This window comes from Larkinella sp. C7 (genome assembly GCF_006149005.1).
Classification (GTDB): Bacteria; Bacteroidota; Bacteroidia; order Cytophagales; family Spirosomataceae; genus Larkinella.
Map to the genome: position 1 here is coordinate 512,186 of NZ_VBSL01000001.1, position 14,499 is coordinate 526,684.

Below are 14,499 nucleotides of genomic sequence, written 5' to 3' on the forward strand. Positions count from 1 at the left end.
TTTGATTCGAGTACTGGTACTCACGCATGTCCTGATTTTACCTCCGGGGTTTTATCGGCGGTAATCACAGTTTCCGCTGTCGAATTCCATCTTCGTCAATGACCGTAAAATGGTTTAGAATGTCAATCTTACGGGTCGAAAGTAAGTCAATCAAAATTTTAGCAGCATCATCAGGAGTGTTGCCTTTTCGACGAAAATAGACAACTGCCGGAGGTGATTCCAATCGATAACGGAATAAAAGCTCTCCGTAATCCCGGTCAAAAGTCAAGATGATCAGTTGCTCAGCAACGGCCTGAGCCAGAACCTGCGTATCTTTCCAGCCACCATTTGTTTCGGAGATACTAATCACGTCATAGCCTTCCGCACGCAGCCGTCGAATACTTGGACCCGGAAAATTTTCATTGGCAAGAAACCGCATCAGGCACTGGCTTTAAACGGGAAATAGAGTTCCTGACGTAAACACTCGTTCAGGTAGAAAAAAACCGCCCGAATATCTTCGCGTGTCAGTCTTGGATAGCTTTCCAATATCATTTCTTCGGTCCACCCTTTCCCGTAAAGTTCAAGCAGTAACTCCACTGAAATACGGGTGTTTTTAATGACCGGTTTGCCAAGCAGTGTTTCGGGGTCGGAATGTATATAATTTCTCCAGTTCATAATACAATGTATAGACAATTTCACAAACAATCCACATCCGCCACCACCGTTACGGCTTTCAACCCTTTGTCACTCAGCAGCTCATTGATTTTTTCCAGGATAAACACCTTCGCGGCTTTGGGACTGATGGTGCGTTCGAGCTTGATCAGAATCGTGTACAGATACTGGTTGCGAATGCGCTCGACCAGCGGCACTTCCGGCCCCAGCACCCGCGCTTCACCGAGCTTTTCGGTCAATCGGGCCACCAGCCGCTGAGCCGCGTTCTGGCTGACGCTCTGCTCGGCGTGCCGGACCGTTAGCTTGATAAGCCGCGAAAAGGGCGGATAGTTGTAATTTTCCCGCTCCACGATCTCTTCCTCAAACAGCCCCCGGTAATCATTCTCCAGAATTTTGAGCAAAACCGCCTGCTGCGGATTGCTGGTTTGAATCAGTACTTTTCCGCGCCGGTCGGCCCGACGCCCGGCGCGGCCACTAACCTGCGTAATCATCTGAAATGCCCGCTCGATGGCCCGAAATTCCGGGTAGTGAATCATCCGGTCGGAGTCGAAAATACCGACCAGACTGACGTTGCCGAAGTCCAGCCCCTTGCTGATCATCTGCGTCCCGACCAGAATATCGACGTTGCCGCCTTCAAACTCCGAGATAATCTGCTGATAGGCATTTTTGGCCCGCGTCGTGTCCAGATCCATCCGCTGAATCCGGGCTTCGGGAAACACGATCTGAAGCTGATCCTCCAGCTTTTCCGTCCCAAAACCGATCGTCCGCACCTTGAACGAACCGCAGGCCGGGCAGCTTTTCGGCACCGGATCTTTGTGGCCGCAATAGTGGCAACGCATCTCGGCATCGCGCATGTGATAGGTCAGGCTGACGTCGCAGTTGGGGCAACGCCCCGTCCACTCACAATCTTCGCATTGCAGATAGGGCGAGTAGCCGCGCCGGTTCTGAAACAGAATGCTCTGCTCTTTCCGCTCCAGATTTTGCCGCAACTGGTCGAGCAAAACTGACGAAAACTCGTTTTTCATCTTCTTCTGCTGCTTTTCCAGCCGCGTGTTCACCAGCACAATGTCGGGGAGCATGGCGTCGCCGTAGCGTTGCAGCAGTTCAACAAAACCGTAGCGGCCCTGTTGCGCGTGGTAATAACTTTCGATGGAGGGCGTGGCCGAACCGAGCAGCACCTTGGCTTTTTGCCAGTGCGCAATCATCATGGCCACGTCGCGGGCGTGGTAGCGCGGGGCCGGGTCGTGCTGTTTGTACGACGTTTCATGTTCTTCGTCCACAATAATCAGCCCCAGGTTATCGAACGGCAGGAAAACCGCCGATCGAACGCCCACCACAAACTGGTATTGCCCGTCCACGATGCCCTTCCAGACTTCCACCCGCTCGTTGTCCGAAAATTTGGAGTGGTAGATCCCCATTTTATCGCCAAACACTTTCTTCAGCCGGACCACAATCTGGGTGGTCAGCGCAATTTCGGGCAACAGATACAACACCTGCGAACCGCTCTCCAGCGCATTCTGAATGAGGTTGATGTAGACTTCCGTTTTGCCGCTTCCGGTAATGCCGTGCAGCAGAACAATGTCTTTCTCGTTGAACTGGCTGATGACGTCGTCGCAGGCTTTCTGCTGAATGTCAGTCAGTTTTACCTCCACATTTTGCATATCCTCATCGCCAAAACGCGGAACGATGATCTCGAAGGTTTCGAAAACCTGGTTTTTGATCAGCGTTTGCAGCGACGACTGCGACACCTCATCGTCCTGGTTCAGAATGGTCTTGTCGAGTCCTTTGCGGTTTAGCGTGGGATTGTTCAATACCGGCACGTAGCTCAGGTATTTCATCACCACCTCCTGCTGCTTCGGCGACTTTTCCAGTCCGTTAATCAAACTCAGCATCACCTCCCGGTTTTCGTATTTTTCCGTCAGCCGGACTTTCCGCACCATTTTCGGCACGTATTTTTCCCGCACTTCGTCGAAAACGATCACCGCCCGTTTGCCCACAAGGAGTTTGATCGTGCCCGGCACGTTGGTCTCTCCCACCAGCCGACCCAGTTCTTCGTACGACAGCGACGAATGCTTTTTGAGCTCGTCCAGCAAGCGCACTTCGTCGTCTGTCAGCAATTCGGGATAATCGAAATCCGGGTTGTACTGCACTTTCGACTGGCTCGTAATCTTCAGTCCCGACGGCAGGGCCACGTTCAGCACATCGCCGATGTTGCAAAGGTAATATTCTGCCATCCAGGCAAATAGTGCCAGTTGATAGCCGGTAATCAGCGGGTATTCGTCCAGCAATTCGAGGATGTATTTGGCTTGATAGGCATTTGGGGGCTGGTGGTGAATGTTCTTTACTACCGCCGTATAGACCCGGTTTTTGCCAAACGGCACAATCACCCGCGCGCCCACCTTCAGCCGTTCCACCATATCGCGCGGCACGCGGTACGTAAAAAGTTTCGGAATCGGAACGGGGATGATCAGGTCAGCGAAATAGGTAGTCTCTTCGTCGAAAGCAAATGTCTGGGGCAATGATTGCACAATGGGTACGGCTTTATTTCGTATAGCAAGTTAGCAATTGCCGCGGCACTTTTACATTCATCATCCATCATTTGATATTTATCATTCCTTTCTACCCCTCTTGTCCACTATCCCAAAGGATACCGGTATCCTTTGGGATAGTGCTATCTTTTGCATAGTGATCCGCTGTACTTTTACTGCCGAACAAACGACGCCTTTCGGATCATTTCGGAAGATGTTCGCATTTAACCAAAGGAAGATCATGAACGCAAAAACGAAACGAATTATCGCCATCCTTTTTACGGTTGTCGCCAGTGGTATGGTGATTCTCAGCGGTGTTATGAAACTGATGGGGAGCGCCGACGTGGTAAAAACCTTGACGAACGCGGGCGTAGGGCCTTACATTCCCATGCTGGGGATCATGGAAATTGCTTTTGCGGGCCTGTTCCTGTATCCCAAAACCATGAAGCTGGGCTTCGTGTTGCTGTGTTGTTATTTTGCCGGAGCCATGGCCGCTGAACTGTCTCACGGAGGGCCGCTGACCGGGGCGGTTATGGTGCTGGTGCTGGTCTGGATAGCCGCTTTCCTGCGCGACAAAACCGTCTTTTTTCCAACCACTATTCAGGAAAGAATTTGAAGAGTTTTTAACCATCAGCCGAAAAGCCAGACTACAGTATTCAGTCTGGCTTTTCGCTTTCAGGAGCGGGAAGAATGAACGTCTTAAAGATTCTGCTGTTTGAACTCGTTCCGCAGCGATTCCGGGTCCCAGCCGTCCTCGACATCTTTCAACCAGCGGTCTTTTTCGTCGGAACTGAGCAGGTCTTCCAGTTCGCGAATGCGCTGTCTGGCACTGCTGAAATACTGCTTCCGGTCGTGACGGACCGCGGCCAGCCCCGCCAAAGCTTTTTCGTCGTGTTTCAGAAATAACCGGGCCGCCCGCTGCGACTGGTACGCCCGAAACCCGAGCAAGGTCATGGCATCGACGCCCATCCGAAGCGAGCTATCGACGGTTTCGCGGTAGATGTAGGTCAACCCCGCATCCATCAGATCGTAGGTATCTTCCCGGTCGCTGGCCCGCACCAGGACTTTCAAATGGGGAAAGTGTTTCTTGACGGTTTCGACCAGTTCCAGCGATTTCTCCGCCGAATCCAGGGCAATGATCATCAGTTTGGCATCCTCCGCGCCGGCCGATTTCAACAGGTCATAGCGGGACGCATCGCCGTAATAGACTTTCATGCCCAGTTTCCGCAACGTATCGACACGATCCGAATCAAAATCCAGGACCGTGGTTCCGATGTTGTTAGCCCGCAAAAACCGCCCGACGATGTTGCCGTACCGCCCGAAACCCGCGACGATCACCGCGTTCTTTTCATCAATCGTATCCGGCTCTTTCTCAGCCACTTCCTTCGTACCCAGTCGCGGCAGCAACAGTTTTTCATTCGCCAGAAAAACCAGCGGAGTTAGCCCCATGCTGATGGCTACCACCGCCGTCATCAGATCCACCGTTTCCTTCGCCAGAATACCGTTTTGCGACGCAAAGGAAAACAGCACGAAGGCAAACTCACCCACCTGACAAAGCCCCAGCGAAAACAGCAGATTCTGATCGGTTTTTAATCGAAAAATCTTCCCCAGTACCGCCAGAACCAGTGCTTTTGCAACCATCACTGCCAGCACGATGCCGACCACCAGCAATGGATTTTCGGCAATCAACTCAAAATTGATGGCGGCCCCGACGGAGATAAAAAACAACCCCAACAACAGTCCCTTGAACGGATCGATGTCACTTTCCAGTTCGTGTTTATACTCGCTGTTGGCCAGCACCACCCCCGCGACGAAAGCGCCCAGGGCCGGGCTTAGTCCCACCATTTCCATCAAAACCGAAATACTCACCACCATCAACAAGGCTGTGGCAATGAAGACCTCCCGCATGCCGGTTCGGGCAATAATCCGAAAAACCGGTTGCATGACGTAGCGGCCCATCAGCACCAGCCCCACTACCGCACTCACGACCACAATAGGTCGCAGCCAGCCCGGCAGACCGTCGATGAACGCAATGTGATCGTGTTGATCAGTTCCGGCTGGAAGTGGATAGGTGGCCAGCAGCGGCATAATGGCCAGAATGGGAATGACGGCAATGTCCTGAAACAACAAAACCGCAAACGTGTTCTGCCCGGCGGCCGTTTGCATCAGCCCTTTTTCGTTCAGCGTTTGCAGCACGATGGCGGTGGACGACATCGCCAGAATCATGCCCAGCGCCAGCGATGGCTGCCACGGCAAACCGGTCGTCAGGGCCAGTCCGCTCGTCAGCAGTCCCGTCAACAGCACCTGCAAACCGCCCAGGCCCAACACCGGCATGCGCAGTTTCCAAAGCCGCTCGGGTTCGAGTTCCAGCCCCACCAGAAACAGCATGATGATAACGCCAAACTCAGCAAAATGCATGATGTCGTGTCCCTCTTCGCCCACCAGCCCCAGCACAGCGGGGCCGATCATAATACCGGCGATCAGGTAGCCCAGCACCGAGCCCAGCCCCAGCCGTTTGGCAATCGGAACAAACAAAACACCCGAAGCCAGGTAAACGATGGCCTGAATAAGTACGGATTGATTCATAAGGTTTTAATCGACGAGTAATTCATTCAAATACCGACGCGTTTTGGCGTCCTCAAGGTCAATCTGGTCGGTGGTCAGCAGCATCAGCAGGCTTTTGTACTGACTCGCATACCGGTGCATTTCGGGTTCGGAAAGCCGGTGGGTGCCGTGGACGACGAAGGGCGGCAGGTAAATCATCTTGCACAAATACGCCGTTTGATCGAAGGGGGCCAGAAATTGCCGCATGGTGAAGCGGTTATAGCCGCCTTCTTCATAGGCTTCGTGGCGCCCGCCGGTGGTCAGCACGTTCAGTATTTTTTTACCCACCAGCGCCCTGCCTTCCCGCCCATACGCCCAGCCGTGTTCGAGCACCAGATCTTCCCATTGTTTCACGATGGCCGGGGAACTGTACCAGTAAAACGGATGATGCAGGAGGATGTAATCGTGATCCAGTAACAACTGCTGCTCCCGATCCACATCGATGTCAAAATCCGGGTATTCTTCGTAGAGGTCATTGACGGTGACGCCCTCCACCGACCGGCAGGCTTCCAGCAAAAGCCGGTTGGTGCGGGATTTTTCTAAAGCGGGATGCGCAAAAAGGATCAATACGGACGACATGCGATTCGGGAAAAGATGGACTCAGACCACCTGCGCGACCGGTTTGCCAGTCCGGCACAGGAGGGCTGTCTAGTCAAATTTAAGCCAAATCTGAAGAAATAAAAACCGATGGGGAGCGCGGGCGACTGCCTGAAGACCGCTTCGGACAATGCAATCCCGGCGATTTCGGGGAAATATCCCGCGAATCAGAACTTCTTTGGCTAATTTTGGTATTCTTAATTTGTCCATCTGATCCAACTTGCTCAACGGGCAACGCTATATGTACGACGTGATTATCATCGGCGGAGGGCCTTGCGGTCTGGCGGCCGCTATCGAAGCTTCCAAAGCCGGACTGAGCCATCTGATTCTGGAAAAAGGCAGTCTGACCGAATCCATCCGCCGGTATCCGAAAATGATGCGGTTTTTCTCGACGGCCGAAAACATCGAGATCGGCGGCATTCCGTTTCCGATTGCGGGCGTGAAAGCCAACCGCACCGAAGCCTTGCAGTATTACCGCAAGGTGGCCGGTTATTTCAAGCTGAATTTCAAGCTGTTCACGGAAGTCAAGCACATCACCCGGTATCAACCGCCCCAGGAAGAAGGAAAAGATTCGGTAGACTTGTTTACGGTGTTTACGACCAACGACCGCACCTACCAGGCCCACAAGATCATTCTGGCGACGGGTTATTTCGACAAACCCCGCACGCTGGCGATTCCGGGTGAGGATTTGCCACACGTCAGCCACTATTACGACGAACCCTTTCAGTATTCCTACACCAACGTCGTCATCATCGGCGCGTCGAACTCGGCGGTGGAAGCGGCTCTGGAGTTGTACCGGGCCGATGCCCACGTAACGATTGTTCACCGGGCCGACGATTTCCGGAAAACCGTCAAATACTGGCTGGTGCCGGATGTCAAAAACCGGGTCAAGGAGGGGAAAATTCACACCCGGTTTAGCACCTGTGTCACCCGCATCGAACCCGGCAAAGTTTGCCTGACCCAGGTGGAAACCGGTGAAGAAAGCGAATTGCCCGCCGATTTTGTGCTCATGCTGACGGGGTACATTCCTGATGCCGATCTGCTGAAGGAGTGTGGCGTTTCGCTGAATCCCGAAACCCAGGTGCCGACCTACGACAAGGAAACGTTCGAAACCAATGTGCCGGGTCTGTACGTCTGCGGCACGGTCATGGCCGGTATTTACACCGAAAAAGTGTTCATCGAAAACGGCCGCGACCACGCCAAGGCGATTATTGACCATATCACAGGCAAACCGGTGCGGAAAGTAGCGGAGCTGATTGAGCGGATTTGAGGAGGTTTTTTGTCGTAAAACTTACGCCATACCAGAAGTCGGCAGCACAATCTGAAACGTCGTGCCCTGATTCGGGACGCTTTCAAACGAGATTTCTCCCGCGTGGGCTTCAACAATCTGCTTGGTGATGGAAAGGCCCAGCCCGAACGACTCTTCGCCGGAGGTGCCTTTTCGTTTCGATTCAGTAAAAACATCGAAAATTTTACTACCCACCTCCGGCGGTATCCCAATTCCCTCGTCCCTGACAATGAGGGAAACGGATTTCTGGTCTTTTTCAATCGATACCTCGATAACTGTTCCTTCGGGGCTAAATTTGATCGCGTTGGAAATCAGGTTGCTAACCACCCGCCACATCTTTTCATAGTTAAGCCAGAGCACGGCGGGCTGAAGATTCAGCCGGATGCGCTGCTGCTTCTCGGCGGCCCGAAGCGCCAGCATATCGGCACAATGCTGGACCAGATCGGCCAGGTTTACCTCTTCTTTTTTGAAATGTCCCTCCGAAGAGCCGCCCATGTGAAGCAAATTGTTGACCAGTTCAAGCGAACTGGTGCCGGAGTCTTTGATCAGCTTCAAAAAGCCCCGGTCCTCTTCGGCCCGGTTGTCATCGTCCAGCATCAGCTCGGCCATCGACGACATGGCTCCGATCGGGTTGCGCAGGTCATGGGCCACAATTTTCATCAGCCGGGCATTTTCCCGCTGGCTGTTCTCCAGGGCCGAAAGTGCCTGCTGCATCTGGCTGTTGAGTTCCGTCAGGTTCTTCACGTTGGTCCGGGAACGGTGGTAGGAAAGCCAGATGACAAACGCCAGACACAGGGCCATTCCCAGAAAAACCGATAAGCCGATCACATACGTGTTCTGCAATTCACTGCTTTTCTCCAGCAACGAGAGCCGGTATTTCTGGTCGTGTTCCCGAAGCACCTGGTCGATGTCAACATTCTTCAATCCGTTGTTGAGGTGATCCAGCGAGTCGCGGTAGGCATGGTATTTCTTTGAAAACCGGTAGGCTCCGGCCAAATCGCCCACTTTGTCGTAATACTGCCATTTTAACTGATACCAGCTTTCCCAAATTTCCCCGTGCGAACTGCTTTTTCCGCGACCCGATACCAGATCGGATTCCAGCTCGTCGAGCAACGACTTCGCTTGGGGCAAACGATTATGGCCGATGTATAATTTGACCAGCTTGGTTTTGCCCGTCTGGGCATCTTCAATCGAAAAGCCGGGCCGGTCATTGAGCCGGATGTTCGTCTGCAAATGTTTTTCGGCTTCCTCAAACCGGTTCAACCGTCCATAGACGCCCCCCAAATTCCCCTCAACCACGGCGCGGGCGGTGGTGATGAAATCCTGTTTGTGCGGATGCTGCTGGAAACTCGCATTGATAAACCCCAGGGCGCGGTTGTAATAGAAGATGGCCGAATCGGGCTGTCCCGCTTTTTCAAAACAAAGCGCCGTTGAATTGAGCACGCTTTGGCGCTGAATAAAACTGTATTGAAAAGCCGGATTGGAACACGAGTTTATTTCACGCCAGGCCTGTTTTAAATACGGAATAGCCTGTCGGTATTGTTCCTGTCTGTATCGGATGATTCCCAGGGCATTGCTGAAATCACTCAGGCTACAATTGTCCAGACTTCCCTTCGAAAAGTTGCGCCCATCGTAATATGCTTTAAAAGCGTGATTATACTTTTTCTCTTCCTGCAACAGATTAGCCTGGGTATACAGTGTGTGGGCATATTCATACGGGTAGGTCGTTTCCTTGCTTTTCAGAATGGTAAACATGCTGTCGATATACAGCCTTCTGTTTACAAAATCTTGTTTGTAATAGGTATAGTAGATCGCTTTTACCTCGTATTTTTTCCATAAATCACCAATTCCGGGCTTGCGCAGGGCATGGTAAGCCGAGTCCAGATACCGCATGGCCAAAGCGGGATTCTTCCCGTCCATGAGGTTGGTGGCCCGTTCGGCCGTGCTGTCGGCCCAGGCAGTGTGGTCAGAATGGTGGTTGGGAGATTTTTCGCAGGCTATCGCTAATCCTATAACAACTATAATAAGAAGGGTATACGTTTTTATCATACTTTCTATACACGTTGAGCACGCTAATCGCTATCAAACTACTCATATTTTTTTGGCAATTAAAATAGATTTTTTTACGATTAATAGAAAGCAGGATGCCCTATTCCCCGATTAAAAGACAAATTCAACGTCTGTTAACCGGCAGCATCCTGCTCAAACTAATACAGAAAACTACTTATGGTTTTTCCCGCTCGGCTTTTTCCAGATCGAGGTAATCTTTCAAACGTCCTTCCGTATCGTAGACTTTAAAATTCAGGTGACCGTCGGCCAGCGTTAGGGTGCTGTAGTGGTAGCCCCGGAACGCTTTGGCCGTAAACCAGGGCCGGGTGGGCGCAAAGTCTTCCAGATTGCCGCCCGCTCCACCCACCTGAATGTAGGTAATGCCCTTTTTGCGGTTTACTTTCCCTTCCCGAATGGGCAGCGTCCGGTGGTAGGTGTGCAAATGGCCGTAGAATACCAGATCCACGCCGTACTTTTCGTACAACGGAATGATTTTCCGGATCTGAACATCGCCCATGTCGGTGGATCGGGTCCAGGCATTGCCATAATCGTCTTCATCCGGCGAATAGGGCGCGTGGTGGTGGGCCACAAATTTCCAGCGGGCAGTCGATTTTTTCAGTTGTGCTTCCAGCCATACATACTGTTTACCTCCGGGTGCAAACTCCTGCTCCTCGTTGCTGTTGAGCATGAAAAATTCTGCGTCGCCATACCGGAAACTGTAGTACGCTTTCGGTTCGGGCAGCGCGTGGTATTGCTTATACCAGTACAAATCGCCTTCGCCATTGCCGGGAACCGGAAAAAACGGCACCCGGCCCGAAAGCTGCCGGTTGCCGGTAAAAAACTCGTAGTTCCACTCGAATTTATACGGCTGTTCGCCCCCGTCGGTGAGATCGCCCACGTGCAGCACAAAATTGGGCCGTTCATCCCACAGCAACCCCGCAACGCGGTTATTGACATGCGGCCGTGCTTCGGTGTCGCCGATCACCCCAAACGTAAAAGCCTCGCCTGCCTTCACGGCAGTGCTGAAGGTCAGGATGCCCGACGAAATGGTTTCGCCGGTTTTCGACTTCGCTTCAATTTCATAAAAATAGGGCGTTCCCGGTTTCAGGTCTTTCAGCATGGCTTCCTGAATGTAACTGTGTACTTTCCCTTCGTTGTGGGCTCTGCCTTCCGTTAGCGGAACCGTTACCGTATGGCTCAACGGTTGCCGGTCGCCGTAGCGAATCACCGCCGACGCCGGTCGGTCCGTTTCCCAAACCAGTCGAATGCTTTCCTGCTGAACGCTATTCAGATACGGCCCGGCGTTGAAATGGAACAGATCCGGATACAACCGTCCGTCCTCAACCAATTGCTGTAGCTCCGCAAACCGGCCGGCGATGGCCTGCTCCGTCAGGGCCGCGTTGTGAATCCGTACATTTTTGACGAGATCACCCCACTGCATATACGGTTCGCGACGCAGGTAAGCCGCCATTTCGAGTTGCAGCGAGTCGGTTCCGGAAACCGTCTGGGAAGTCTGGGGAATTTCGCCGATTTTTTTGCCGTTCAGGTACAATTCCAGACGGGTTCCGTCGTAATTGCCGACCAGGTGGCTCCAGCGTTTTTTCCAGCCTCTTTCCTGCACGGTTCGCAGGATGGATGTCTTGGTTGTCGTTTCCGTTCCGCCCCTGGGTTGGTTTTTTCCGACTGTAAACTGCGACAGTTCATCGGGTTTCAGCGAAAACAGCATCGTCTGTCCGTAACAACCGAGCAGCCAGTTTCCCTGCTCGGGCCGTTGCCGATTCCGAAGCGTTACCAGCGCGCCAACGGGTTCATTGACGTGATTGAGCAGCCAGAGTTCAACGGCAAAGGCCTTTCCGGACGGAGCAAAGGCGGGCAGCAGGTTGGTGATGCGCTCCGTCGGTTTTTCTCCGAAAAACGTGAGGGCGGGCGTTTCGACCGCAGCCGCCACCACCGGTGTGGTCGGGGATTCTTTCCGGGGGCCGGGATAATTCCGGGCGTTTCGTTCCAGCGTGTAATCGGGCCAGAACCACCAGTCGCCCAGAACGGTTTTCGGCGCAGGCTGCGCCAGAGCGGCAAAAATAGGAAGGAGCGTAAAGGCCAGCAGGGCCAATCCGAACGGTTTACGAAGCGGTTGTTTCATTCGTTAAAAATAGGGATTTATCGGGTTACGGCGGTGTTAAGAAATTGGGTAGTATACATTTCATGCAACCTATCGTTAAATAAAACCGGGTCGACGGGCTGCCGAAAATGTTTTAAATAGTGCAATTTTGCAGAGAAAACGTTATTACCCAACTATGACCCGCTTACTCCTTTTCATATTCCTGCTGGTAGTCCATCTTTCCTTCGCCCAAACCCCCGCTCCCCAACTGGCCAAACCGAATCCGCGCTGGCAAACGGACTTCTGGAAAGCCCAGTGGATTGGTCACCCAACGGCTCCGATCCGCGCCTATGGCGTCTATCATTTCCGCAAGAGTTTTGATCTGGCCCAGAAGCCGGGTCGCTTCGTCATCAACGTATCGGGCGATAACCGTTACCGGCTGCTTGTCAATGGCAAAGCCGTCGTTTCCGGCCCTGCCCGCAGCGATCTGCAAAACTGGAATTACGAAACTGTCGACATCGCCCCGTACCTGAATGCGGGCAAAAACACCCTGGCCGCCGTGGTGACCTACATGGCCGAATACGCCCCTTTTGCCCAGATGCACTACCAGTTTGGGTTTATCGTGCAGGGCGATGGCGACGCCGAACAGCTGGTCAATACCAACAACACCTGGAAAATCTACCAGAATCCGGCCTATTCGCCGGTGATCAACGACATCCCGAAACTGCGGACGTACATTGTCATGGGTGCGGGCGACCGGGTCGAAGCCGCCAAATATCCCTGGGGCTGGGAAGAACCGGCGTTTGACGATGCCGCCTGGACACCCGCCAAACCGATCGGCTGGCCCGCCAAACCGCGGGGTCTGGGGACGGACGGCAACTGGAATCTGGTGGCACGCACCATACCGTTCATGGAAGAAACTCCGCAACGGCTGGCAACGGTTCGGCGGTCGGAAGGCGTCGATGTGGACGATGATTTTTTACTGGGGAAAAACTCGTTTACCGTTCACCGCAACCACAAAGCCATTATTCTTCTCGATCAGGGACATCTGACCAACGCTTTTCCTGAACTGACCGTCAGCCGGGGAAAAGACGCCGTCATTACGCTGGGCTACGCCGAAGCGATGGTGGACGACAAACGGCAAAAAGGCAACCGCAACCAGGTGGAAGGCAAGCAGTTGATCGGGTTTGAAGATCAGTTTGTAGGCGATGGCAGCAAGCAGAAACGCACCTTTCGTCCGCTGCTGTTCCGAACCTACCGGTATTTGCAGATCACCATCGAAACCAAAGGCGAACCGCTGGAAGTTCACGATCTGATGGGTCATTTTACGGGCTACCCGTTTCAGGAAAAAGCCCGGTTTGCGAGCAGTGACGAAAGCCTGAAACCCATCTGGACCGTCGGCTGGCGAACGGCGCGGCTCTGTGCGGGCGAAACATATTACGATTGTCCGTACTACGAACAATTGCAGTACACCGGCGATACGCGCATTCAGTCGTTCATTTCGCTGTATGTAACCGGCGACGACCGGCTGATGCGGAAAGCCATTGCAGATTACGACCACAGCCGTTTCAACGACGGGCTCACGCAAAGCCGCTATCCAAGTGCCGATTTTCAGGTCATTCCGCCGTTTTCGCTGTATTGGGTCACGATGGTGTATGATTACTGGATGCACCGGAAAGACGATCCGTTTGTCGAATCCATGCTGCCAGGCATCACGAGCGTGCTGGACTGGCACGAAAAACGACTGGCGACCAACGGTCTGAACGGCCCGCTGGAATGGTGGAATTTTGTCGACTGGGCGAAGTGGGACGCCCCGGAAGAAGGCATGGGCGGGGTGCCGAAGGGCGCACGCAAAGGCGGTTCGGCCATTCTAACCTTGCAACAGGCCTACACGATGCAGCGGATTTCGCAGGTATTTTATCATTACGGCAAAAACCAGCAGGCCGAACATTATCGCCTGGTGGGGCTCCGGTTGGCCAAAAATGTCTACGACCGCTGCTGGGATGCGGGCCGGGGCCTGATGGCCGACACGCCCGACAAAACCGGCTTCAGCCAGCACGCCAACATCTGGGCGATTTTGACCGACGCCGTGCCGGTGGCGCAGCAAAAAGCACTGATGCAGAAGATCATGGCCGACCCGACCCTGATTCAGGCGACGTTTTACTTCAAGTTCTATCTGTTTCAGGCATTGAAAAAAACCGGGATGGCCGATCAGTTTCTGCCGATGCTGAAACCGTGGCACGACATGCTGGCGATGGGCCTGACGACGTTTGCTGAAAACCCCGAACCCACCCGCTCCGACTGCCACGCCTGGAGTGCCGCCCCAAATTACGAGTTTCTATCAACGGTTTGCGGCATCAATCCGGCCTCGCCCGGTTTTGGTTCGGTTCTCATCACCCCGTATCTGGGGAATCTGCAATTTGCGGAAGGTGCCATGCCGCACCCGGCGGGGGAAATTGCCGTACGGTTTGACAAAACACCCACCGGCGGTTTGAAAGGCACCGTCACCCTGCCCGACGGCCTGACGGGAACGTTGAAATGGAAAGGGAAAACGGTGGTTTTGAAGGAAGGGCAGCAAACGGTTAGTTTATAATCCTTTAAACGACAAGACTAAGAGTGGCAGAATGAATGATAAATGTAAAATGAGGAATGTCAAATGTAAAAGTGCTGGATTGCGAGACTTT

Annotated in this window: 10 protein-coding genes; 3 read left to right on the top strand and 7 right to left on the bottom strand. The window is 53.2% G+C overall.

Annotation, left to right across the window (positions count from 1 at the left end; all coding sequences use genetic code 11):
- Nucleotides 1-64: 64 nt before the first annotated feature.
- Genes FH871_RS02055 through priA form a run of 3 tightly spaced genes read right to left on the bottom strand, consistent with a single transcriptional unit; the run spans nt 65 to nt 3,179 of the window.
- A complete protein-coding gene (locus FH871_RS02055; RefSeq protein WP_138989668.1) occupies nt 65-418 on the bottom strand; it encodes a DUF5615 family PIN-like protein in 354 nt (117 codons plus the stop codon).
- On the bottom strand, nt 418-654 hold the full coding sequence (locus tag FH871_RS02060; protein WP_138989669.1) for a DUF433 domain-containing protein: 237 nt from the start codon (nt 652-654) through the stop codon (nt 418-420). Before FH871_RS02060 ends, FH871_RS02055 begins: the two co-directional genes overlap by 1 nt.
- Before the next feature lie 20 nt (nt 655-674).
- On the bottom strand, nt 675-3,179 hold the full coding sequence (gene priA, locus FH871_RS02065) for a primosomal protein N' (RefSeq protein ID WP_255516850.1): 2,505 nt from the start codon (nt 3,177-3,179) through the stop codon (nt 675-677).
- 241 nt (nt 3,180-3,420) lie between these two features.
- Between priA and FH871_RS02070 the strand changes: the two genes are divergently transcribed.
- Nucleotides 3,421-3,795, top strand: a complete 375-nt coding sequence (locus FH871_RS02070) for a DoxX family protein (RefSeq protein ID WP_138989670.1) — start codon at nt 3,421-3,423, stop codon at nt 3,793-3,795.
- An 83-nt stretch (nt 3,796-3,878) separates the two neighbouring features.
- Here the strand turns inward: FH871_RS02070 and FH871_RS02075 are convergent, their stop codons facing one another.
- Nucleotides 3,879-5,765: a monovalent cation:proton antiporter-2 (CPA2) family protein gene (locus FH871_RS02075; RefSeq protein WP_138989671.1), complete on the bottom strand. Its 1,887-nt coding sequence runs from the start codon at nt 5,763-5,765 to the stop codon at nt 3,879-3,881.
- Nucleotides 5,766-5,771: 6 nt separating this feature from the next.
- Complete coding sequence (locus FH871_RS02080; RefSeq protein WP_138989672.1) at nt 5,772-6,362, bottom strand: NAD(P)H-dependent oxidoreductase; 591 nt, start codon at nt 6,360-6,362, stop codon at nt 5,772-5,774.
- Nucleotides 6,363-6,621: 259 nt separating this feature from the next.
- On the opposite strand from FH871_RS02080, the gene FH871_RS02085 reads away from it, so the two are divergent.
- Complete coding sequence (locus FH871_RS02085) at nt 6,622-7,650, top strand: YpdA family putative bacillithiol disulfide reductase (protein WP_138989673.1); 1,029 nt, start codon at nt 6,622-6,624, stop codon at nt 7,648-7,650.
- A gap of 21 nt (nt 7,651-7,671) precedes the next feature.
- Here the strand turns inward: FH871_RS02085 and FH871_RS02090 are convergent, their stop codons facing one another.
- Together FH871_RS02090 and FH871_RS02095 are read right to left on the bottom strand one after the other, a co-directional pair.
- Entirely contained in the window at nt 7,672-9,717 is a 2,046-nt protein-coding gene (locus FH871_RS02090; protein ID WP_138989674.1) for a tetratricopeptide repeat-containing sensor histidine kinase, read from the bottom strand.
- Between the two features lie 175 nt (nt 9,718-9,892).
- Nucleotides 9,893-11,857 (bottom strand): metallophosphoesterase, encoded by a 1,965-nt coding sequence (locus tag FH871_RS02095; protein WP_138989675.1) that lies wholly within the window; start codon nt 11,855-11,857, stop codon nt 9,893-9,895.
- Between the two features lie 154 nt (nt 11,858-12,011).
- On the opposite strand from FH871_RS02095, the gene FH871_RS02100 reads away from it, so the two are divergent.
- Entirely contained in the window at nt 12,012-14,408 is a 2,397-nt protein-coding gene (locus FH871_RS02100) for an alpha-L-rhamnosidase C-terminal domain-containing protein (protein WP_138989676.1), read from the top strand.
- Nucleotides 14,409-14,499 lie beyond the last annotated feature (91 nt).

Coding starts and splice junctions, on each gene's coding strand:
- FH871_RS02055 (WP_138989668.1), bottom strand. CDS start 418: ATGCGGTTTCTTGCCAATGAAAATTTTCCGGGTCCAAGTATTCGACGG.
- FH871_RS02060 (WP_138989669.1), bottom strand. CDS start 654: ATGAACTGGAGAAATTATATACATTCCGACCCCGAAACACTGCTTGGC.
- FH871_RS02070 (WP_138989670.1), top strand. CDS start 3,421: ATGAACGCAAAAACGAAACGAATTATCGCCATCCTTTTTACGGTTGTC.
- FH871_RS02075 (WP_138989671.1), bottom strand. CDS start 5,765: ATGAATCAATCCGTACTTATTCAGGCCATCGTTTACCTGGCTTCGGGT.
- FH871_RS02080 (WP_138989672.1), bottom strand. CDS start 6,362: ATGTCGTCCGTATTGATCCTTTTTGCGCATCCCGCTTTAGAAAAATCC.
- FH871_RS02085 (WP_138989673.1), top strand. CDS start 6,622: ATGTACGACGTGATTATCATCGGCGGAGGGCCTTGCGGTCTGGCGGCC.
- FH871_RS02090 (WP_138989674.1), bottom strand. CDS start 9,717: ATGATAAAAACGTATACCCTTCTTATTATAGTTGTTATAGGATTAGCG.
- FH871_RS02095 (WP_138989675.1), bottom strand. CDS start 11,857: ATGAAACAACCGCTTCGTAAACCGTTCGGATTGGCCCTGCTGGCCTTT.
- FH871_RS02100 (WP_138989676.1), top strand. CDS start 12,012: ATGACCCGCTTACTCCTTTTCATATTCCTGCTGGTAGTCCATCTTTCC.